Origin of the sequence: Embleya sp. NPDC005971, from assembly GCF_040629175.1 — a bacterium.
Taxonomy (GTDB): domain Bacteria; phylum Actinomycetota; class Actinomycetes; order Streptomycetales; family Streptomycetaceae; genus Embleya.
This window is the reverse complement of record NZ_JBEXUX010000046.1, coordinates 1-20,148: the sequence shown is the minus strand read 5'-3', so window position 1 is coordinate 20,148 and position 20,148 is coordinate 1. Positions and strand designations below refer to the sequence as shown.

General features: G+C 70.2%; 17 protein-coding genes and 2 pseudogenes. 14 read left to right on the top strand and 5 right to left on the bottom strand.

What is annotated here, in order from left to right; genetic code table 11:
* Positions 1 to 355 precede the first annotated feature (355 nt).
* The 6 genes from ABZ374_RS32360 to ABZ374_RS32335 all read left to right on the top strand — a co-directional run bounded on the left by ABZ374_RS32360 (position 356) and on the right by ABZ374_RS32335 (position 5,882).
* Complete coding sequence (locus tag ABZ374_RS32360; protein WP_360317843.1) at positions 356 to 1,180, top strand: methyltransferase domain-containing protein; 825 nt, start codon at positions 356 to 358, stop codon at positions 1,178 to 1,180.
* Positions 1,181 to 1,236: 56 nt separating this feature from the next.
* Positions 1,237 to 1,821 (top strand): hypothetical protein, encoded by a 585-nt coding sequence (locus ABZ374_RS32355; RefSeq protein WP_360317841.1) that lies wholly within the window; start codon positions 1,237 to 1,239, stop codon positions 1,819 to 1,821.
* 810 nt (positions 1,822 to 2,631) lie between these two features.
* Entirely contained in the window at positions 2,632 to 3,147 is a 516-nt protein-coding gene (locus ABZ374_RS32350) for a hypothetical protein (protein WP_360317839.1), read from the top strand.
* Between the two features lie 16 nt (positions 3,148 to 3,163).
* Positions 3,164 to 3,775 carry a hypothetical protein gene (locus tag ABZ374_RS32345; protein ID WP_360317837.1) on the top strand — a complete coding sequence of 204 codons (612 nt, stop codon included), beginning with the start codon at positions 3,164 to 3,166 and terminating at the stop codon, positions 3,773 to 3,775.
* 661 nt (positions 3,776 to 4,436) lie between these two features.
* Positions 4,437 to 4,736, top strand: a complete 300-nt coding sequence (locus ABZ374_RS32340) for a hypothetical protein (protein ID WP_360317835.1) — start codon at positions 4,437 to 4,439, stop codon at positions 4,734 to 4,736.
* A gap of 510 nt (positions 4,737 to 5,246) precedes the next feature.
* Positions 5,247 to 5,882, top strand: coding sequence for a hypothetical protein (locus tag ABZ374_RS32335; RefSeq protein WP_360317833.1), 636 nt, complete (start codon positions 5,247 to 5,249; stop codon positions 5,880 to 5,882).
* A 433-nt stretch (positions 5,883 to 6,315) separates the two neighbouring features.
* Here ABZ374_RS32335 and ABZ374_RS32330 read toward each other — a convergent pair whose 3' ends face one another.
* Positions 6,316 to 7,266, bottom strand: a complete 951-nt coding sequence (locus tag ABZ374_RS32330; protein WP_360317979.1) for a tetratricopeptide repeat protein — start codon at positions 7,264 to 7,266, stop codon at positions 6,316 to 6,318.
* A 153-nt stretch (positions 7,267 to 7,419) separates the two neighbouring features.
* Positions 7,420 to 8,350, bottom strand: a pseudogene (locus ABZ374_RS32325) (TniB family NTP-binding protein); the annotation flags it as partial.
* A gap of 181 nt (positions 8,351 to 8,531) precedes the next feature.
* On the opposite strand from ABZ374_RS32325, the gene ABZ374_RS32320 reads away from it, so the two are divergent.
* The 4 genes from ABZ374_RS32320 (at position 8,532) to ABZ374_RS32305 (ending at position 12,700) form a co-directional block, all read left to right on the top strand.
* Entirely contained in the window at positions 8,532 to 11,474 is a 2,943-nt protein-coding gene (locus tag ABZ374_RS32320; RefSeq protein WP_360317831.1) for an NACHT domain-containing protein, read from the top strand.
* Positions 11,475 to 11,659: 185 nt separating this feature from the next.
* On the top strand, positions 11,660 to 11,764 hold the full coding sequence (locus tag ABZ374_RS32315) for a hypothetical protein (protein ID WP_360317829.1): 105 nt from the start codon (positions 11,660 to 11,662) through the stop codon (positions 11,762 to 11,764).
* A gap of 34 nt (positions 11,765 to 11,798) precedes the next feature.
* Positions 11,799 to 12,041: an SAM-dependent methyltransferase gene (locus tag ABZ374_RS32310; protein WP_360317827.1), complete on the top strand. Its 243-nt coding sequence runs from the start codon at positions 11,799 to 11,801 to the stop codon at positions 12,039 to 12,041.
* Between the two features lie 425 nt (positions 12,042 to 12,466).
* Complete coding sequence (locus tag ABZ374_RS32305) at positions 12,467 to 12,700, top strand: hypothetical protein (RefSeq protein WP_360317825.1); 234 nt, start codon at positions 12,467 to 12,469, stop codon at positions 12,698 to 12,700.
* A 15-nt stretch (positions 12,701 to 12,715) separates the two neighbouring features.
* Here ABZ374_RS32305 and ABZ374_RS32300 read toward each other — a convergent pair.
* Positions 12,716 to 12,931 (bottom strand): annotated as a pseudogene (locus tag ABZ374_RS32300) (IS110 family transposase); the annotation flags it as partial.
* 58 nt (positions 12,932 to 12,989) lie between these two features.
* On the opposite strand from ABZ374_RS32300, the gene ABZ374_RS32295 reads away from it, so the two are divergent.
* The gene (locus tag ABZ374_RS32295; protein WP_360317823.1) at positions 12,990 to 13,994 is read left to right on the top strand and encodes a helix-turn-helix domain-containing protein; all 1,005 of its coding nucleotides are present in this window, start codon (positions 12,990 to 12,992) and stop codon (positions 13,992 to 13,994) included.
* A 1,068-nt stretch (positions 13,995 to 15,062) separates the two neighbouring features.
* On the opposite strand, the gene ABZ374_RS32290 is transcribed toward ABZ374_RS32295, so the two are convergent.
* Positions 15,063 to 16,532, bottom strand: a complete 1,470-nt coding sequence (locus ABZ374_RS32290) for an MFS transporter (protein WP_360317821.1) — start codon at positions 16,530 to 16,532, stop codon at positions 15,063 to 15,065.
* A gap of 12 nt (positions 16,533 to 16,544) precedes the next feature.
* On the opposite strand from ABZ374_RS32290, the gene ABZ374_RS32285 reads away from it, so the two are divergent.
* Positions 16,545 to 17,006 (top strand): MarR family winged helix-turn-helix transcriptional regulator, encoded by a 462-nt coding sequence (locus ABZ374_RS32285; RefSeq protein WP_360317819.1) that lies wholly within the window; start codon positions 16,545 to 16,547, stop codon positions 17,004 to 17,006.
* A 570-nt stretch (positions 17,007 to 17,576) separates the two neighbouring features.
* Positions 17,577 to 18,671, top strand: coding sequence for a hypothetical protein (locus tag ABZ374_RS32280; RefSeq protein ID WP_360317817.1), 1,095 nt, complete (start codon positions 17,577 to 17,579; stop codon positions 18,669 to 18,671).
* 4 nt (positions 18,672 to 18,675) lie between these two features.
* Here the strand turns inward: ABZ374_RS32280 and ABZ374_RS32275 are convergent, their stop codons facing one another.
* Positions 18,676 to 18,975 (bottom strand): DUF6342 family protein, encoded by a 300-nt coding sequence (locus ABZ374_RS32275; RefSeq protein ID WP_360317815.1) that lies wholly within the window; start codon positions 18,973 to 18,975, stop codon positions 18,676 to 18,678.
* Between the two features lie 485 nt (positions 18,976 to 19,460).
* Here ABZ374_RS32275 and ABZ374_RS32270 point away from each other — a divergent pair, with 485 nt between their 5' ends.
* Complete coding sequence (locus ABZ374_RS32270) at positions 19,461 to 20,087, top strand: helix-turn-helix domain-containing protein (protein WP_360317813.1); 627 nt, start codon at positions 19,461 to 19,463, stop codon at positions 20,085 to 20,087.
* Positions 20,088 to 20,148: the final 61 nt, after the last annotated feature.

The window sequence follows — 20,148 nt, the reverse complement described above, 5'->3', positions numbered from 1 at the left end:
GCGGGGTCCGCGGTGCGTGTGTGTGTTCCCGCGCCGAGGGCGCGTGCGATTCGGGCGGCGGTCTCCGGCGAGCCGTCCTCGACGACGACCCGCACCCCATTGTGCTCGACGACCACCGGCACCGACCGGTGACTGCGCGGCAACGACCCGCCGCGTCCCACCTGGCCGAAGCACCTACCGCACGACACGTCACGATCACCGGTGAAGGTTTTCGGTTGCGGCGTTGTCGTGGCCGTGCTCCTCGCGGGTCCCTCCCCACGCCCTGCCCGCGCCTCGGGCAACACCGTTCGCGTCGTGCCGCGTACGGCAGTTGCGTTCGAGGTGACGAAAGCACCGATGGATCGTTGGTCGGGGCATGACTGTGGACTCATCCGCGCAGCGGTACGGCGATGTGTTGTTCTCCTCCGCCCGCGACGGCGAGCGGGAGCGTCTGGGCGCCTTGGCCCGCGCGTTGGACCCGATCAGTCGGGATGTGCTGCTGGGGCTCGGTGTTGCGCGCGGCCTGCGCTGTCTGGACGTCGGAGCGGGGACCGGCACCCTCGGCCGCTGGCTGAGCCTGCAGGTGGGGGCGCGGGTGACCGCGGTGGACCGCGACACGGCGTTCCTTCGAGAGTGCTCCGGTGAACTGGACGTGCTCCGGGCGGACATCACCGATCCCGGGTTCCGGCCGGGCCGGTTCGATCTGGTGCACGCGCGTCTGGTGTTGACGCATGTACGCGAGCGTGAGGACCTGCTGCCCCGGATGCTCTCCTGGCTCAAGCCGGGTGGTCTGCTGGTGCTCACCGACCCCGTCGTGCTTCCCGCGACGCAGCTGCTGCACCCGCACTATCGCGCGGCGGTGACGGGGCACTTCCGGATGATGGCCGAGGTGATCGGCAGCGACCTGTACTTCGCGGACCGGTACGCGCAGGCGTTCGCCGGCTTGGGGCTGACCGAGATCGGGGTACACACGCACCGGCCGGTCGTGGGAGTGGACCGCAGCTTCACCGAGTTCGTCGAGGGCACCCTGCGCCAGTCCCGGCACTTCCTCCTCACCCACGGGATGCGGCCGGCCGCGTTCGAGGAGGCACTCGACCACGTGCGCCGGCCCGACACCCGGGAGCAGTTCTTCGAACTGCGCACGGCATGGGGACGCATGCCGCTCCCCTCGCCCCGGGACCCGCACACGGTCCACTCGTGACGCGTTCCCGACCGCCCGGCTTACGAACACCACACCTGCCAGCGAAGGTTGTCCCCGTGCCCCAGACGGCCCCCGCCCCCGCCGTTGCCCCGCCCCCTCGCCGGTGCCCGCAGGGCCTGGACGCGCGCATCGCACGATTCGCTTCCCCGGCCACCCGCATGCTGCTGGCGGGAGACGGCCTGACCACGGTGCTCCTCCAGGCCGCGTTGCGTGAGCCGTTGGACATCCGCGCCGACTCCATCGAGCAGACCCACGCGAACGCCCTCGGCGACACCGAAGCGGTGTCCGCACTGCGCCTGCCGGGCCAACAGCCGTGCTGGTCGCGCCACAGCCGCCTGCTCACGCCCGACGGTGCGACGATCTCCCTCAACAGGGTCGTCGCGCCGACGGCACGCGACCCTCGCATGGACGCGGCCATGGCAGACCCGGAACAGCCCTTGGGATTCGCCCTGAGCCGGGCCGGGCTCACCACGGTCCGGCAACTGCACAACGTCGGCCGCGCCCGATGGCCCGCGGGCCCCGGCCGGCTCTGTGCGTTCAAGACGTACACCATGCACGGCCCCGGGGGCGTACTGGCCTTCGTGCACGAGAGATACAGCCCCGACTGGTTCTCCGCGGCCGCCGACGCCCCGGCGGGCTGACGGCGTGCCGACGCTCGTCTCGAACACCCGGCTCGGGCACGCACGGATCGGGATACTCCTCCGCCGAACCCCTGCTCACCGCCCGGTCGAACGCGGAATCCGTGTGATCGCACCGGTCCGGCCGAACAGCACTCCGCAGCAGGTCGGGGCCACCGGCTTCGCGTTCGCGCCGAGCTGAGCACCAAAGCGTGGAAGGAACGCTACGCCGCAAGGGCCGGTGTCGAGGGGACCATCCACCAAGCCGTCGCCGTCGCCGTCGCCGTCGCCGTCGCCGTCGCCGTCGGCGGCATGCGCCGCACCCCCGTCACCGCGGCGTGGCCCGGGCAAGACGTACCTCGGCCATGTGTGGGAGGCGGCCGGTGGCGTGCGGCGTCGGACCGATCCGGACAGCCCATGGCGGAGTCGGTGACGTCCGATGCGAATCCATCGATGCGAATCCCATTCCCGATTCTCCCTCACACCCCCCTCGGGCTCCCTCGCGCCCTTCTCCCGATCCCTCAGGGCTTTCCATCGCTTTTCTCCGTGTCGAATCTGTTCTGTGAATCCGTACGAACGCGCACCGAACTCGCACAACGGCACGGGAGGGAGCAGGGCAAAACGCCTGTACCCGTGCACTCGACCGGGTCGGCCGTCCGAATCCCTCGGAGTCGTCGCGAGGAAAGCCGTTGACGTCGGGGAGGAATCGAAGGGATGCTGCCGGCAGAGGGCGTCCCTTTCACTTTCTCGAAACGCCGAGGAGGCGACCGGGGCATCCCTTTCACCGATATACGAACAGCGGGGGAACGGAGAAGAATGCGTATATCGCACCCGGTGCGCATGATCGCCATATCATCCGTGGCGGCGGTCTGCATCATTCCGGCGGCTTCCGGGCCGGCACACGCCACATATTGGTCCGGTGGAATGCCGCGCGCGGACTTCGACATACGGACGTTCGACTACAACAGCACATGGCAGGGGCCTCTCGTCCGGGCGATTTCGAACTGGAACGGTACGGCGACGCCGGTCGCGATCGGTACGTTGTCGAATTCCCGCAACACGTTGACGGTCAAGTCGTACTCGGACACCTGGTATGGGTTGACCACATCCAAGGGGCCGCGCAACAGCAGTCGTACCTTCACCATCAAGATGAACAGCAGAACCATCAACAGGGACGCGACCAACTGGAACAACATGGTCACCCGGATCTTCTCGCACGAGCTGGGTCACGGCCTCAGCCTGGCCGACAATCCGTCGACCTCGAAGGCTTCCATCATGAAGTACCAGTCCTGGAGCACGCTGGTGAAGCCGACCGCGTACGACATCGCCGAAGTCAACCGAATCTACTGACGAACGGGTGTGTGGCATGAAGAGGAGAATCCTTTCCCTGATCTGCGCCGCAGGGTTCGTCACGACGGTGGCGGCCTGCGGTTCGAGCGACAGCGGGTCGTCGGCCTCGGACCGGGTCTCGTATCACGCGGCATTCCCGGAATTCGCTTCGTCCGACGAAATGTACGCGACCGCCGACTCGGTGGTGAGCGGTGTCGTCCAGCCGGGATCGGAAGTCAGGGAATTGGCGCCGATCGTCGTGGACAGCGACGATCCGAAGCTCAACCCGCAGGCCGGAACGGAGGCGACCGAAGAGCCCCGGGAGCCTGTCGTGGTGACCGTCCACCGGGTGCGGATCACCGAGCTGCACAAGGGCCCCGGAAAGGTCGGGGACGTCATCGAGGTCAAGCAACTCGGTGGCACCCTGGGAAAGACCACATACGAGTCCCAGGAGACCACGTCCCTGAAGGCGGGAACCCCCTATCTGCTGTTCCTGAACACGTACCCGGATGCTCCGGCATCGGTGCTCACACCGATTCAGGGTCAGTACACCCTGGACGGCCAGGGAGCACCGCAGTCGTTGCCGAACAATAGGCTCAAACTGACCGACGCGGATCTGAAGCGACTCGACCGCACCAACAAGCAATAGTCGACCGGGAGCGGGCGCCGACGACTCGGCGGCCCGCTCCGCATCGACGTGTACGGCCGAATAACCTGGACGCCGGCCGCCGGCGCAAAGAAACACTACGGCAGTCGAATTCTCGATTCCCACGTCGGCTACTCGTGTTTTTTCCGAGATCGGCGGATCGGTCCGCCGCCTTCCGGGCGCGTGCCGGCTCCGTGATACCCGAACGCCCCTTTTCGCTCGGCCGGGGACGCCGCCGGCCCAGCCCCGCCCGCGCGGCCCGGCATGAGCGTCACGCGGCGCCGTCCGCGGTCGGTCGTCGAACCCGAGGAAGTACGCACGTTCCACCGCTGCCCCGCTTCGGCGACCAACACCTCGAAGCCGCACGAGCGCCCGGCCGCGCCCACTGACACGGCCGTTGTGCCGCCGCTTCGGCCGGCTGATCGTGGCGGTGGGAGGTCGGGTCGTCCGATGTCGGATGTGCGATCACCCGGACTTTCGTCCTGTTGCGGCCCTAGGGTCGGTGGATAGGGGGCCGGGCGGGCGGAAGCCTTCCCGTGTGAGAACGGTGTCGGCGGCCGGTGGATGCCCGGGTCCCGTGAGGTCGGCCCGCGCCCGTGGGCCGGTTCCCGACGCGACGTTCGTGGCGGGTGTTCGGTCTTGCCGGGGGGCGTGGATGAGTCCGATGGTGCAGCGTTTCGTGGGCGCGGTGGGGGCGGTGGTGGTCGCCGCGATGGTGAACGTGGCCACCGGGCTCGTCACCACCGAGCCGACGCGGTGGTGGGCCTCCGCGGCGGTGTTGCTCGTGCTGGGGGTCGCGGTGCAGTGGTGGCTGCTCCCGGTGGCACCCGCGCCGGTCCGGCGCCAGCGGGCCGAGGACAACAGGGTCCGCGGCTCGTTCACCCAGACGTCCACGGGGCCCGCGGAGCAGGAAGCGCGCGGGAACGACATCGACGGCGACTTCGGGCAGCGCCAGGATGGGTGAGCCGCGGAAGGACCCCCGACGCCTGCTCCGTCGGCGCCCCGCGCGGCGCACCGAAACCGCGCAGGACGCGGGCAACAACACCGTCGGCGGGAACCTCCAGCAGAACACCGGCGGCACCAACATCGGCCGTGACCAGAACATCAACATCATTCAACTCGTCGACGAGCAGGGCCTCGAACAGGCCCGGCGCCTATGGGATCCCCGGCACCACCCCACTCCCTCCGATGAAGACCTCCCCGGGCAGCCCCCGGGCGCGCCGGCGCGACCCGGTTCCGCCCCACCCCCACACCGGTCCATATCGGAGCCGGGACCGGGGACACGTCGACCACCTCGCGTGCACCGAGCCGTCGCACCGTCCTGCTCGGCGGCGGCGCCACCCTGGCCGCGGCGGCCGGCGCACTCGTCGCCGCCCGCCTCACCGGCACCGACGGGAAGAAGGTCCAGGGCCCGAAGCCGTTGAGTGATCGGAACGCTTTCAGGAAAGCGGGGTTTACGACACGAATCGACGCGGTGATGCAGACGCCGGACAACGTGAACGAGTATTGGGTCTTCTCGGGGTCGCACTTCATTCGTATCAATGTGGCGGGCGGAAAAAACCAAACAGATACCGTGGAGCAGGGTTTGAGGCCGTTGAGTGACTGGGGTGCTTTCAGTAGAAGTTCTCCGCAGTTTACGACGCAAATCGATGCCGTGATGCGGACGCCGGACAACGTGAACGAGTATTGGGTCTTCTCGGGGTCGCACTTCATTCGTATCAATGTGGCGGGCGGGGAAAACCACATAGATACCGTGGTACAGGCACCGATGCCGCTGAGGGACTGGGGTGCTTTCAGTAGAAGTTCTCCGCAGTTTACGTCACGAATCGATGCCGTCGCGCGGACGCCGGGCAATGTGAACGAGTATTGGGTTTTTTCGGGGTCGCAGTTCATTCGTATCAATGTGGCGGGCGGGGAAAACCACATAGATACCGTGGTACAGGCACCGATGCCGCTGAGGGACTGGGGCGGGCTCGGGGCCTACCCGAAATTCGCGGAAAGGATCGATGCCGTGATGCAGATGCCGGATGACATGAATACGTATTGGGTCTTCTCGGGGCAGGAATACATTCGTACATCGTGGTCGGGTTCGGCGTGGTCGGTCATATAGACCAGCCGTGTCCGACGCGCCGACGACGAAGACGGACCGAAACGCGAGGAGACGACCCGGGCGGATCCGGTCACCACGACATGCGCGGCCGAACCGACCCGGATTCGCCACGCGGCGACCAAACGCCGACACCGCCGCGAGACCGCCCCAGGGGGCTGGGCCGGAAACGCCCCGCGCGGCCCGACACGACGCGCCCAACCCGCCCCCCGACGCCGTCCCGGCCCAGATGCGGGCCGCGATCGAGAACGATCCCGAGTCCGACGACGACTCCGGCACGCCGCGGACCCGAACACGCCGAACGCCTCCGGCGGCAGGTACTCGTGCTCGAACACGTAGTGGACGATCAGATTCGGGGCCGCGAACATGTACCTGGGTGCCTGCGGAACCGGGACGCGGATCTCAGCGCTGCCGAGGCCCGGAGAGCGGTCCCGGTTCATAGGGTGTTCAGTCGGGTGCGTGTCTCATTCGCTTCGGGAGATCCCATCGCCGCGTACAGCGCGAGGGCGGTCTCCCATTGTGTTCGCGCGACGGCATCTTCGCCTCGTAGTTGTGCGAGGCAGCCCAGTTCGTAGTGGGTCCTGGCGATTCCCGATCGGTCGCCCACGATCGCGTAGCGGGCGGCAGCCCGGTCGATGTATTCCCGGGCGGACGTCGCGGACCCGGTGAGCCGGTCGAGAGTGCCCAATTCCAGTTCCGTCCAGGCGATTCCGCGTCGGTTCCCGATGTCGACGTAGATGCCCCACGCTCGCTCGAGGGATGTTCGTGCGGCAGTCGTCTCACCTTTCACCCGATGCAGGGAGCCCAGCTCCACGAGCGCGTCGGCGATGTTCCTTCGGCTGCCGAGGTCGGTGAAGACGCGTAGGGCGGCGGACAGGAGGGTCAGTGCCTCGTCCCAGTTCCCGGTGATGCGGGCGAGGATGCCGAGTTCGCGGTCGGCCCAGGCTTGTTTGACCGCGTCGTCGGTGCGGTCGCAGATGTCGCGGGCGCGGTGGAAGTGGTGTCGAGCCTGCGTGTACGCCCCGGTCTGGCGGCCGACCGTTCCCAGTTCGATGTGGATCCAGGCCTGGTTGCGTTCGTTCCCGATGCGGGTGAAGAGGGTGAGGGCCAGGTCCAGATGTTCGAGTGCGCCGCGGTAGTCGCCGGTGAGGCGGCCCAGCATGCCGAGAACGCCCTCGCTGTCGGCGTGGCCCCGGGTGTCGCCTGCCTGGAGGAACAAGGCGCGGGCCTGCCCCGCGCGGACGGCCGCATCCTGATACCGGCCGCGGTGGTGTTCGATGTTGGCCAGGTCCGCGTGCGCGTTCGCCTGGCCGAGGACGTCGTGGAGGTCGACGAACATGGACAGCGCCCGACGGGCGTGCGCGTCCGCCCGGGGGTAGTCGGACAGGCGCCACGGGCGCGACCCGCAGGGCGCCCGAGGGCGGCAGTTGCGGATATCGCCGCGTCGGGCCCGGTTCGAGGTGCCCGCCGCCGCCCCCGTCGCCTTCGTGTCTGCTCCCGCTGCGTGCCTTCCCGCTCCCGCGTGCCTTTCCGTTCGCGTTCACGGGACGCGTCGCGCCGTTGCGCGCGCGGGCGTTGCGCGCGCCCGAGTGGGGTTGCGAGGCCGATGGTGCTCCTCGGCGAGGTGGTCGATGCGCACGGCGTCCAAGCCGCCTCGGGTGATGCGTTCGGTGCCGTCGAGGATCGCGCCGATCGCGGCCTGGCGGACCAGCCGGGCCAGGCTGCCGATCCGCCCGGCGGTGCGGGCATGCAGATACGACACCTACCGGGGCAATGTTCCCGCCCGATGGGCGCGCAGGTCCAAAGCGTTCTCCATCGCGGCGACCAGGTCCAGGAACGGCTCCGCCCCACCCACACGCGCGGGGAACGCCCCACAGTCGATCAACGCCGCCCGGCCCGCGAGTTGCGCCCCGCGCACTCCCGCGAACAACGGTGTGGCGGCCACGTCGATGCCCGCGTACACGAATGTCGCCGCGATGCGTTCGGTGAGGTCCTTCAACAGGTCGGCGGTCTCCGCGCCGGCGGTGGTGCGCGGGCCCCGCCGGTGGATCTCGTCGATCATCACCAGCCGCCTCCCGCCTCGCCGTACACGTGGCGGACGGCGTTGGTGATCTGCGCCTGGGTCATCCGGTCGGTGATCGGCACGCCGAGGTAGCGGGCGAATTCGGCCGCGAGGGTCTTCGCGGTCGCCGCGGGCGGCACCAGGACGTACGCGACCGGTACCCCCGCGCCGTCGCCCGCGCGGCTTCGCGCGGTGTGGGCGAGGTGGCAGGCGCGCCCGACATGGAGCAGCGCGGTGGTCTTGCCGGCGGCGGCAGGCCCGGTGACGATCAGGGACGGCCGGGCGGTGGTCCGTTGGTGACGGCCCGGGATCATCAGCGTGCGCACGTTCGTGGCAAGGGTGTCGATGGTCGGGGTACGGACGGTCACGAACGCCGAGTGGGGGCCAGGCGTTCCTCCCGGCCGCGTGGCGGCGCGTCGGCCGCTGACCGCCATGCACGCGTTTCGGTGATCCGGCCCGGCTCGTCCCGTGATGCGCCACACTCTGTTCCCAGGGCGCGGCCCGCGAGGAGTGGCCGGGCGAACACGTCGAGGGGGAACGGGTCTTGTGGAGTTCGCGTCGGGGTTCGGGTGGCGTCGGCGGTGGTGGGCATGGCGTCCCGGGTACTCGCCGCCCCCAAGGGCGCGCACACCGTGGAGCGGCCCGCCGCGAAGGGCAAGGTGCTCAAGCGTTCCGGGCGCACCCTGCGGGACAAGGACCTGACCGTGCTCGGCCGGACCCTCGCGCAGCGCCTGGCCGACGCCGACCCGGACTTCTCCCACCTGCCGCCCGACGATGGGGAGTCGGTCCTGGCCGCCGTCGACGCCCTGTTCGCGGCACCGGTCACGATGGACGACGTCCAGGCCACCCACCTCGACCCCACCCGCCTGCGCCACACCCTGTCCGCGCGCGCCGCGGCCGTCCCCACCCTGCCGACCCGTAGCGCGCGGGACGCGTTCGACACCCTCGTGGACGCCTGCTGCGCGCACGTCGTCGAGTTCTTCAGCCGCCAGGGCGAGTTCGCGACCCGCACCATCCTGGAGATCGCACGCACGACCGGCGCGATACTGGACCGCCTGCCCGCCACCGAGGACGAACGCGACGCCGCGTTCCGCGCCCGCTACGCACGCGGCGTACGGCCCGGGCTGGACAAGGCCCGCCTGTACGGCGTCGGCGAACTCACCGCCGAGGAATCCGTCTACGCGCTCACGACCTCCTACGTCGACCTGCCGCTGCACGGCACGGGTGCCGGTGCCCGCCCGCAGGCCGGCAGCCGGCGGGAACCGGCACCCGCCAGGTCCGAGCACGTGGACTTCGGGATCTTCCCGGACACCGAGCCGCCTCCCGACGCCCGGGCGATGTTCCTGCTGGGCGCCGTCGACGGCGACGCCGCCCCGGAGCACAGGGTCCTGTACGTGCGCGCCCCGGGACGGGGGACCTCGATCGACGACGTCCTGTCCCGCCGCAACCGTCTGGTCCTGGAAGGCGCGGCGGGTTCGGGGAAGACCACGCTGCTGCGACGACTGGCGGTGCGCTGCCTGGACGACGACCACCCCTGGGGCGGCGAGCGCACCCCCTTCCTCGTCAAGCTCCGGTCCCTGGTGCACGACGGGCGCCTGGTCCTGCCGGTGGTCGAGGAGTTCACCACCGCTACCGGGTCCACCCTCGCCGGCGAACAACCCGAGGGATGGGTCTCGCGCCGGCTTCGCGAGGGCTCCGCGACCGTCCTGATCGACGGCGTCGACGAACTCCCGCCCGAACACCGCGCCCGCGCGTTGGACTGGGTCGAACAACTCGGCGTCGACTACCCCAACGCCACCTACGTCCTGACCTCCCGCCCCGACACCCTGTCGCAACACCGCCTCACCCGCCTGACCGAGGACGCCGGATACGCCCTCGCGCACCTGCGCCCCATGACACCCGGCCAGGTCCACGAATGCGTCCGCCGCTGGCACCGCACCCACGCCCGCCGCGGCGGCGACGCCACCGAACTCGACGCCACCGCCGAGGCCCTCGTCGCGATCCTCGAATCCCGCCACGACCTCGCACGCCTGGCCACCAGCCCGCTCCTGTGCGCACTCGTGTGCGCGCTGCACCGCAACTCCGACGGCATCCTGCCCAAAGGCCGCACCGCCCTGTACCGCTCCGCCCTGGCCATGATGCTCGGCGGACGCGAACGCGCCCGCGGCATCACCGCCTCCCGCGTCCGCCTGCACCCCGACCAGGCCGAACGCCTCCTCGCCGCCCTCGCCCACTGGATGACCCTCGAAGGCCGCCGCTCCATACCCCACGACGTCGCCCACACCCTCGTCGAAACCCGACGACCCTGGCTCACCCCACCCCACACCGGCGACCCCTACACCACCGACGAACTCCTCGAACACCTCCTGCGCCGGTCCGGCGTCCTGCACGAACCCGAGGCCGGCGTAGTCGAGTTCGTGCACGCGAGCTTCCAGGACTACCTCTCGGCGGCCGAGATGATCGAGGGCCGCCACATCGGCCACCTGCTCGCGCACGCCCAGGACCCGCTCTACCATGACGTGATCGTCATGGCCGCGGCCCGCGCGCAGACCCCGCCCCGCGTCCAGTCCGAACTGCTGCGCGGCCTGCTGTCCGCCGGCGAACGGCACGAGAGCGGGCACCCGTGGATGCTCGCGGGCGCGGCGATCACCGACGCCGCGATGGTCGACCCCGAAGTACGCGCGGCGGTACTGGAACGCACCCGCTCGCTCCTGCCCCCGGCGGGATACGACCAGACGCGAGAGATCGTCGCCATGGGCGATTTCGCCATGGACCTGCTCATCGACCACCTCGACGCCGCCGGGGACGCCGTCGACCCCCTGCTCCTGACCGCGATCCTGGGCGGCGCACTCACCGAGGCCGGTGACGACGCCATCCCGTTGCTGCGCCGGACGCGCCGACACCCCTCACCCGTGGTGCGCACCGTGGTCGCGACCGCCGTGAACTCGGTCCTGGACACCGACCGCTACATCGACGACGTCCTGCTGACGATGCAGACCGACGACATCGACCTGCACGTCGACGACGTGACGCTCCTGGGCCGCCGCCCCGACCTGGGCGTGCTCGCGACGAGCACCTGTGTGACGGACTGGAACGAGCCGACCACGACGTTCCTGTCCGCGCTCCCGCGCCTGCGCGCCCTCACCGTCCGAAACCTCTGGACGTGGCCCGGGGCGACACAGGGCGTGCTGTGGGGGCTGCGCCGACTGCGGCGGTTGAGGCTGGAGGCCTGTGATCTCGGCGGCGATCTGCGCACCGTCGCGGAGCTGACCGACCTCGAGGCGTTGGAACTGTACGACTGCTCCGGCCCCGCCGACCTCGAGATCCTCACGGCGCTGCCCCGGTTGACGCACCTGGACATCCGGCACTCCTCCATCCACGACCCGCAGCCGTTGGCGGGGATGACCAGCCTGCGGTTCCTGCGCCTGGAACTCGGTCCCGACGACGACGCGTTCGTGGACCGTCTCCGCGCCGGCGCCGGGCAGGTCACCTTCGAACGGGAGTGCCTGGTGTGGCGGGCGTCGAACCCGTGAGGACGAACCACGCAGCGTCCGGGTGTCCGGTCCGGACCCGCGCGGCGCCCCCGGGTCGTCCCGATCCCGGCGGCGACCCGGATCGACCCACGAGGAAGGGTGTGGTTTGCGGTGAGGACGGGCGACGGCGAGTACGGGGGTGAGGGCGGGCGCAGATCGATTTCGATCGCGCGCATCCGGCACGCGTGTGCGACCACCTGTTGGGCGGGAGCACGAACTTCGACGCGGACCGGGTCGCGGCCGAGGCGGCGTCGGCGTCGGTGCCGACTCTGGGCGTGAGTGCTCGGTAGAGCCGGGCGTACCTGTTGCGGGCGGTGGCGCACCTTGCGCGAGGGTGTCCGGCAGTTCGTCGCCATCGGTACCGGGATACCGGTGGAGGGTCGCAACGTCCACGACGTCGCGCAGCACGCGGACCTGTCGGCGCGGGTGGTGTACGTGGACGACGACCCGATCGTCCTGGCGCACGCGAACGCCCTGTTGACCAGCGGCGCGGGCGGGCGTACCGCCTACGTCGACGCCAGCCGGGTGCGCGCGGCCGACCCGGGGGCCGTCGCCCGCAAACGGTGAACCGCCCGGCGCGGGCGCGGTTCGGCGCGGTCGCCCCGGGGCGGGGGACTCGCCCCCCGGCGTCGCCGGTCCCGGCCTGCCTCGGGGGGACGCGGTCCGGGACCGGTCGCGGCGCCGGGTGGGGTGGCTCAGGGGGGCAGGGGGCAGGCAGGCGAGGTCGGCGGGCAGGGCGGCGCTGGGGCGGGGGACCTCCGCGAAGTCGAGGTCCTCGGGTTCGCTGTGGAGTCCGTCCAGGATTCCGTCGACGGCGGACGGCAGTTGGGCGGGCGCGCCGCGCCGGCAGGCGGCGATCAGGCCGTGGCGGATCGGGGCGGCCGGCAGCGGTCGGCCTGCGGGGCCGCAGGCCGCAGGGGTGCCCGTATGGGTTTGGTCAAGGTCGGGGGTCAGTAGGTTCGTGTGGTCGGGGTCGAGTTGTGGGGGTGTGCATGGGTGATGGTCGGGTGACGATCACGCTGACGAGTGACGAGGCTCTGGTGCTGTCGGACTGGCTGTATCGGCTCCGGATGACCGATCTCAGCCGTGTCGTGGACGAGCCGGCGGTGTGGGCGCCGATCCATAGGATCGCCGGGACGCTGGACAAGGCCCTGCCCGAGCTGTTTGCGCCTGACTACAACCAGCGGCTCGAGGCCGCTCGTGAACGGCTTCGCCCCGAAGACTGACCGGTCGATGCAGCGTCATGAAGCCGCGATGGGTCGGGGTTCGTAGAAGGTGCCGTCGCGGAGCATTGCGAACAGCACGTCGGTGCGTCGTCGGGCGAGGCGGAGCAGTGCTTGGGTGTGGTGCTTGCCCTGGGCGATCTTCCGGTCGTAGTAACTGCGGGACGCGGGGTCGGCCGGGGCCGCGAAAGCGGACAGGAAGAACGCGCGTTTGAGCTGCTTGTTTCCTCTGCGACAAGCGCCTGCCAACAGCGAGCCCAAACACCCTGCGGCGGCGAGCCGTGTCGCGCGGATGGCGGGGATCCCGCTCCCGGACCCCGCACGGGTGTTCGTCGTCGCCACCGATTCCCGCGACCGGGCCCGCGCGGTCCAGGTGTGCACTGCGGTCACGGCCGACCCCGCGGGCTCCATGGCCGGGGGAACCGCGGCGTGGACGTGGCCATGCCCTTATGAGGCCGGCCATGCCCTGCTGCTCGTGCCGGCAGCCGCGACGCATTTCGCATCCGATCTGCACGCCGCTCTGCACGGCGCGCTGCCGGGCCGGTACTGCGTCGCCGCGAGTGCGCAGGTGCCGGTGGCCGGCCTCGCGCTCGGTTACGGACAGGCCCTGGCCAAGCTTGCCGGTCCGGTCCCCGGACGTGCCCATGTGGCGGCCGAGAGTCCGACAGAGCCCGGATTGGCGCCGCTCGTGGGCGCATTGGGGCGACGGTGGGCCGCCGAGTTCCTGGCCCCGGCCCGTGCACACCGCGGCGCCCGCCCTCAGGATCCGTCGGGCGAGGATCTGGTGGAAACGCTCCGCGTGTGGCTCGCGGTCGGTCGCGCTGCGCCCGGGCGCCTGTACGTCCACCGCAACACCCTGGCGTCGCGGCTGCGCCTGGTCGGCGAACTGCTCGGGGTCGACCTGGCCGGGCCGGGCGGACAGGCCGTGGCGGACATCGCACTGAGGTTCGACGCGCTGCCGCCGAGGGCTCCGGCCTCGGCGGGGGGCGCTGCCACGGCCCCGCCCCGTTTCGAGGACGTGATCCGACAGCCGCAACTACGCGCCTGGGCTCGGGCCCTGCTCGCTCCCGTCGCATCGGATCCGGTCGGCGGCGGGTCCCGCGCCGCCTCCGCGGAGACCCTGCGGGTGTGGCCGGCCCATGACTGCCGGGCTCCGGCGTCCGCTGCCGCCCTCGTCCTGTCCGAGGCCGGACTGCGCAAGCGCCTGGGGCGACTCGGCGAACGCCTCGGCTTCGACCTCCGCTCCGCTGCGGCGCAGTGCGACCTGTGGCCGGCCGTGCGGATGTCGGGCGGCTGAGCCGCGGTCGGCACCCACCGGCCCGGCACACCACCAAGCGACGCCCTTGCCGCAGCGCAGCTGGTTCGTACAGGCCAAGGCCGTGAACGGTACGGCGCTGCCCGGGTCGCTCGTCACGGCCGTGCGGGTCGTAGCTCGTTGTGGGATCGACTCCCGATCGGTGCCGGGTCCCGGATCGGCCATCGGCGTCCGGTGTCGGGATCACCGGCCCACACGTACTACTCGGTGGGTGTGACGGTCATGCCGTAGTCGTACAGCCGGATCCGCCCGACGTCGATCCATCGGTCCCGGGTTGCGAGGAGTTCGTCGGCGAGGCGTCGGGGCCGCCTTCGCGGACGAGGCCGTGGTCGTCGTCGCACGTGCCGATCAGAGTAGCCCAGGACGCGGCGCCGTCGTGCACGGCTCCGGCGGCACCCGGCCATCGGAATTGTCCGGCGGGGCCTTGCCCTTCGACGGATCCGACTCGCTGATACTGCGGACCGCACTCGTGATGCTCGCGCACCTGGAACGACCCAGGAACGCACTCGGCCAGCGCAACGGCCCAAGGGGCGGGGTGTGCCAATCGCCGGAAGCCCGACAGCGTACCCAAGGATCGGTAGCCGGTGTTTCCGGCCCAACGCCGAAGGTGACGACGACACCGCCTTTCGCAAGGGCAGGCACGGCGGCCGACCGCCGGTCGTCACCGACGACATGCCGCACACCGTGCTGCGGTGCCGCGCGAACGGCGAGTCCGTCGAGCAGATCCAGCCCGACCTCGCCGGCGTTCGGCCGCGATCCAGGCGGCACCGACTGGCGGGGGAGCGCTATTCGAGATGTGCGGTATTCCTCCCCGAGGGCCATCGGGCTCGTCGGGTGGAACCGGCGGCGCCGGCGAGCCGGTCGTCCCGCAACAGCACCGGCACATCCCCTCCACCCCGCCGCCGCGCTCGTCCTCCTCGGCCTCGACGCGTGGGCCGAACGCGCGCGGCAGTCCTGGCCTATTTCGCGATCGACGCCGACATCGCAGGCCCACCTCGCAGGCCTCCGAGCCGGTCTGCTTCTCGATCGGGTGTCAATACTGCCGGACGATCATGTGCTCTCGGCCTCGGATTCGTCACGGCGACGTGGTGCGACGACAAGCCCGATCGCGAGCAGGACGGCGGCGACAGCCAGGATCGCGACGGTGGCGTCCGACGAGCCGGACATCATGATGAGCAGCCAGCCGAACGCGGCGGCGCCTATCGAGCCACCGAGTTGTCGGGCGAGGGTGAGTGTGGCCATCGCGGAGCCGAAATGCGCGGGCGGGGCGGAGGTGATGCCGAGCAGCGTGTACGCCTGCATCAGCAGACCCAGGGCGGCACCGGACAGCGCCAGGCCCACAAGCGCGATCCCCAGCACGAGAGCACTCGGCCAGGTGCTCCCGAGAGGGAGGATCGAGAGCAGGCCCAGGCCCACCACACCCAGCATCAGACCGAGCCGTCCCCAGGGCACGATGCGAGGGAACTTCCGCGCGACGACCGAGAAGGTTGCGGTGATGATGAGTTGGCCGGCGGTGAGGGCGACCAGCAGGGTCGAGACGGTCGACATGTCGTACCCGGTGCCGGCGTTCACGGCCAGAGGAACGAAGGTGAACGTTCCGAACAGCGCGGCTCCACCGATCCCGGTGACGATGATGGACCGGGACAATCCTCGCGAGGCGAAGATCGCGGGAGGGACGAGCGGGTCCGCGGCTCGCCGCTCGCGTCCGACGAACGCGATGGTCGCGAGGACGGAGAGGGCCAGAAGCGCCGCCGAGGGGACGACGGAGCCGGCGATCGCCTCGAACGATCCCAGCACGACGATGCCGGAGGTCGCCACGAGCATGAGCACCGCTCCGGCCAGGTCGAAGCCACGCAGGCTGGTCGTGCCGGACCTGCCCGGCAGACCGCGGCACCCGATCACGAGGGCGAGGACGCAGACGGGCAGGTTGACCAGGAAGATCGCCGGCCAGCCGGCCCACGCGGAGAGGTACCCGCCGACGGGAGGCCCGGCCAGTGCCGCGATCGCGGTGACCGCGGTGAGCCACACCTGCCGGCGGATCAGCTCGGTCTTGTCGAACAGCACGCCCAGGGTGCTCACCGCCGTCACGATGAGCCCGGCCCCGCCGATGCCCTGCACGGCGCGAGCCGCGACAAGCAGCGGCATCGAGGGTGCCAGAGCACATGCCAGGGAACCGGCGGCGAAGACCAGCACCGAGCCGACGAACACCGCGCGCCGGCCGAGGATGTCGCCCAGCTTGCCTGCGATCGGCGTCGTGACCGTGACGGCGAGCAGATACGCGGCGGTCACCCCCGCGATCGCCGGTCCGGCGTCCAGGTCGTCGCCGATCCCCGGAAGAGCCGCCACCACGATGTTCGTGTCGAGCTGGGCGAGCAGCATCCCGAGCAGCAGTGCGAAGAACGCCAGTTCGACACGCGCCGGAACTGCCCGGCGGTTGCCTGACCTTGGTGGCGTCTCGGTTTTCATCACCCCTCCATATCTATGCGATACGCATACACTACATGTACATGCGTATCGCATAGACTGTTCCGCGTGGACACGAAGACACCGGAGCCCGCAGAACGTCCCGGGGCGGGACACGCGCTGTTCCGCGTAGTGCGGTACTGGTCACGTCGGTGGACCGGCACAGGTCGGGGCATCGACGCCGAGCGCGGACGCGACGTGATGGTCACCGAGGCCGTCGCCGCCCGCCAAGGCGACGAGGGCGCCACGGTCAATGCGGTCGCCGACGAACTGGGCATCGACCAGTCCGGCGCGAGCCGGTTCCTTACCCAGGCGGTCGAACGAGGCTACCTCCGCAAGGTCGCCTCGCCCACCGATGCGAGGCAACGGCGACTCCTCGTCACCGACAAGGGAGCAAAGATGCTTGCCTCTGCCCACCAGTGGCAAGAATCCGTCTTCGCCGAGCTCACCGCCGACTGGTCGGCCGACGATGTGCAGCGCTTCCACGGGTATCTGCAACGCTTCCTCGCCGCCCAGCAAGAGCGCCGGTAGCCGACCGGATCCACCGCGACCGAGACGGCAGCCCGCCGCACCGACCGGATGCGCGCCGCGCGCCGCCTTCCGCCGCGGCGACGACGCGCTCTACCACGCGCTGCTGCTGTGGTACGGCACGGCGTGGACCAGGCAGCCCGCCCTCTCCAGGTCCGGACGCAGCAGGCCGGGGACGAGGTCGTTGAGACCCGACGTGGTGCCCACAGGCGTGGAGGCGTTCGAGGCGTTCCAGGACGAAGGCGTTCAGTCGCCCACGCGTGACCGAAACGGGATCACCCCGGCCCCCCGCTCGATGCCCCAGGCCCGCGCGACAGACGATCCTGGACGTACCCCAACTCGTGCACGTGGGGTGAACGTTGCGTCCAAGGGGTTCGACGATCGGCAGGCAGCGCGCCCGTGGCACGTCTACGGTCGAGACATGCGCTCCGTCGTGCAGGCCTGGATCGACACCATCTCCCCGGACACGCGATGGTCCCGGGCGGCTGACACCCCCGCGTTCGAGGAGTTGCGTGCCGCCATCGCCCGTGCCGCCCACCCGACAGGCGCGCGGATCTCTACGACGGGCAGGCGTTGCCGTCGCAGGACATCCTCCTGAAGGTCGTCGGCCTGTCGGAAGTGGCCACTCTGGCTGCGACGGGGGCGGCCGTGCCCGTCGACGAGATCGCCGCCGATCTTGAGCACCTCTGCGCGGCTCCCACGCCCCAGGCACAGGATCGGATTCTTCCGGACGCGGACCTGGCGGCCGGAACGGACGTGCCGATGGGCCCCTACACGCTGCGGACACTCACCGCCGAACAACTGCGCCGTGTACATCCGCTGCCTTTCCTGCGTCCTCGCACACTGAATCCCGGGGAGTCGGACGGATCCGCGTTTCTGGTTCTCCCTCGTCCCAATCGTCGCCTGGGACGCGCGGGGTTGAGGTTGTCCTTGGACATCCGACCGGTGCTCGAGCACGTCAAAGCGCTCGCCCTGCTGTTGCTGTGGCGCGACGAACCCCTGCACGCAGAGGCGATCTTCCACGTCGAACCCGGCCGATGCGTCCGCACCAACATGTTTCTGAACACCTACAACACGAGAATCAGGACCGACCACGAAGGCAACGAGGTCGGCGAGGCCCACGATCGCGGCTACTTCAAGGTCCGGAACACCGAAATCGCAGAGTTCACGGCCTTCTGCGCACGCGTGTGGGACATGATGGACGCTGTCGCGCCAGAGGACGCACAGACCACCGAGGTCGAAGGGCGCAAGCGGCGATTCCGCAGGGCAATGGACCACTTGGTCCTCGCCACAGCCGGAACCCACGGACCCGGTCACGTCGACCCTCACGAGGCCGACGAACTGCTGCTGCGCCCGCGTCATTGGCTTGGAGGCCTATCCTCACCGGCGGCCGAAAGATGGAATCACGTGCCAGAGCCTGGCGACCGTGGTCGCCCTGATCGGGTTGACCATCCTCGCGGCGTCGATGCCGCTGAACGGTGCCACGGTCCACGTGATCGCGACGCCGGCGGGTGCGACGCCGTGACCGCCGTGCGCAGTACGGCCCACTCCGGTCCGCGTTCTCTGTGTGCCGCCGAACAGGCTTGCTTGGAAACCGAGTTGGGGGTGTCCGGGGGATATCGCACCCCGGCCACCCCTCACGCTCCGCCCACGCGGCCGAGCCGGTGAGGCTCTAGAACCCCAGGTCGCGCTTCTCCGTGGTCAGCTTCCCGGCGATGCTCAGATTGCCTTCGGAATCGAGGACCGCAATGACCTTCTTCGTGCTGCCGTGGTGCGTCGTGAAGTAGACCTTGCATTGCTCCTGCGAGCTGGCGAATCCCGAGTTCACCACGATCTCGATGCTGTTCGGCGAGACGACGGCCACGTCCTTCTTGGGCGACGTGGGGTAGACCCGGTTCTGTACGAGCTTGATACGGCCGTGCGTCTCGCCGTCCGGCCAGTCCGACGCGAGTCCGAGATCGATGTCAGGCATGAGGATTCCCCTCCCAGTCCCTGCGGGCCGTTTCCCCCCTCGCGGGCTTCAGCCACGTCGCCGTGTGAGGCCCGACGGGACGCGCCCGCGAACAGTGAAAGCGCGACCGGGGATGCAGTAGAAGTCCCGGACCGCGTTGAGGAGCCTAGGTCGATTGATCGAACGGAAACACCAACTATCGGAAAGATGGCTGCTTTCGATCATGCTGGCCTGATTGACGACCTTGACCACGAATTGCCGAACCTCCCGTGGTTCCGTGGCCGCCGGAACAACTGGCCGCGATCGAGCGGGCCGCCGCCGCGCTGTGCCGGGTGGCTATGACGTCTTGAGTTGGCCCCGGCGGGCGCCTTGGGTTCTAAAGGTGGTTGCAACACCTGACCCTGCGGGGTATTGCGATGGCCAAGCCGCGGCGAACATCGAAGAAGCGCGGACCTGCTCCGTTGGCGGACAAGCGTGATCAATACCTTTGCCTCATGGCGTAAGGGATGAGCAACTCGGCGGCGTGCCGCGAGGTGGGGATCAACCGCAGGACCGGGACCCGCCGGCGGTACGGACGCAAGACGGTCGACCGTGCCGGGCACGAGCGTGTCCATGCGCCGATCACGGAGGAGCGCCGTCGCGTCGGGACCTCGGACCGGTTCCCGGCCGAGGACGAGCGTCTCGTCATCGCCGATCTGCTCCTGTCCGGGAACCCGCTGCGCGCGATCGCCCGGGACCTCGACCGGAGCCCGGCCACGATCAGCCGGGAGGTGCGGCGCAACAGCGACCCACGCACCGGCGAATACCACCCCACCAGGCCCAGCGCCGGGCCGCCGTGCGCCGCGCCCGCTCGAAGAAGGGCAAGATACGGCGTGACGGAACTGAAGGAGTTCATCCGGCAGCGTCCGGGCCGGCGGTGGAGCCCGGAGCAGATCCCCCAGGCCCCGCGCACCGCCTTCCCGGACGAGCCCGAGCGGCACCTCGCACACGAGACCCTCTACCAGGCCGTCCATCAGCCGCACCGCGGCGGCTTGGAGCGCACCCCCGCGTCCCGCGCACCGGCCGACCCGCTCGTCGTCGACGCCGCCGGCCCTACGAGCGCGCCACCCGGTTCATCGACCCGGGCACCCTGATCGGCCGTCGCCCCGAGGCGCTCAACGACCGTCGAGTGGCGGGTAGTCGGGAGGGCGACCC

Excerpts from the sequence above, each read along its gene's own strand:
- ABZ374_RS32360 (WP_360317843.1), top strand. The coding sequence starts at position 356 with ATGACTGTGGACTCATCCGCGCAGCGGTACGGCGATGTGTTGTTCTCC.
- ABZ374_RS32345 (WP_360317837.1), top strand. The coding sequence starts at position 3,164 with ATGAAGAGGAGAATCCTTTCCCTGATCTGCGCCGCAGGGTTCGTCACG.
- ABZ374_RS32340 (WP_360317835.1), top strand. The coding sequence starts at position 4,437 with ATGGTGCAGCGTTTCGTGGGCGCGGTGGGGGCGGTGGTGGTCGCCGCG.
- ABZ374_RS32320 (WP_360317831.1), top strand. The coding sequence starts at position 8,532 with ATGGCGTCCCGGGTACTCGCCGCCCCCAAGGGCGCGCACACCGTGGAG.
- ABZ374_RS32305 (WP_360317825.1), top strand. The coding sequence starts at position 12,467 with ATGGGTGATGGTCGGGTGACGATCACGCTGACGAGTGACGAGGCTCTG.
- ABZ374_RS32295 (WP_360317823.1), top strand. The coding sequence starts at position 12,990 with ATGGCGGGGATCCCGCTCCCGGACCCCGCACGGGTGTTCGTCGTCGCC.
- ABZ374_RS32290 (WP_360317821.1), bottom strand. The coding sequence starts at position 16,532 with ATGCGATACGCATGTACATGTAGTGTATGCGTATCGCATAGATATGGA.
- ABZ374_RS32275 (WP_360317815.1), bottom strand. The coding sequence starts at position 18,975 with ATGCCTGACATCGATCTCGGACTCGCGTCGGACTGGCCGGACGGCGAG.
- ABZ374_RS32270 (WP_360317813.1), top strand. The coding sequence starts at position 19,461 with ATGAGCAACTCGGCGGCGTGCCGCGAGGTGGGGATCAACCGCAGGACC.